The sequence below is a fragment of the Bartonella sp. AA81SXKL genome (genome assembly GCF_042196945.1).
Lineage (GTDB): Bacteria > Pseudomonadota > Alphaproteobacteria > Rhizobiales > Rhizobiaceae > Bartonella.
In genome coordinates, this window is record NZ_JBHIRH010000154.1 from 1 (window position 1) to 861 (window position 861).

Annotated in this window: 1 protein-coding gene; it reads left to right on the forward strand. The window is 42.4% G+C overall.

Features of this window, described 5'->3' with window-relative positions; genetic code table 11:
- A partial coding sequence (gene der / locus ACFINZ_RS10245) for a ribosome biogenesis GTPase Der (RefSeq protein ID WP_375701456.1) occupies window positions 1–861 on the forward strand: 861 nt, incomplete at both ends.

Below are 861 nucleotides of genomic sequence, written 5' to 3' on the forward strand. Positions count from 1 at the left end.
AGCCTTACCATTGCTATAGTTGGTCGTCCTAATGTTGGAAAGTCAACGCTTTTTAATCGTTTGGTTGGGCAAAAATTGGCTTTGGTTGATGATAAGCCTGGTGTGACACGCGATCGGCGTGTTCATGCTGCAACACTTCAAGATCTGCGTTTTGATGTGATTGATACGGCTGGGTTGGAAGAAACCGGTGATCATACACTCGAAGGTCGTATGCGTGCTCATACAAAAGCTGCTATCGATGAAGCGGATCTTATTTTATTTGTATTTGATGCAAAGAGTGGAATAACGCCGAGTGATTTAAATTTTGCGTCACTGGTTCGCAAATCAGGCAAGCCGATTGTGCTTGTTGCCAATAAATCTGAGTCAAAAGCGGCAATTGGGGGAGAATATGAGGCATGGTCGTTAGGGTTGGGGGAGCCTTGTTCAATATCTGCTGAACATGGTTTAGGTCTTTCGGATCTTCGTGATGCAATTATGAAGGCTAGTGGGGGAGAGAGAATTTTTGCAAGCAAAAACCAAGAAGAACATATTGCTTTACAGTCAGCATCTCTTGATGATTATATTGATAATTTAGAAGAAAAGGGGGATGTTTACGATAAAAGTAAACCCCTTCGGATTGCAGTTGCTGGTCGCCCAAACACCGGAAAATCAACTCTCATCAATAGGATGTTAGGGCAAGATCGTTTGTTGACAGGACCTGAAGCAGGATTAACTCGTGATTCCATTTCTGTGGATTGGGAATGGCGCGGTCGTCATATTAAGCTTTTTGATACTGCAGGTTTACGTCGAAAGTCGAAAATTCAAGAAAAATTAGAAAAACTTTCTGTTGCAGATACTTTGCGTGCAATTCGTTTTGCGGAA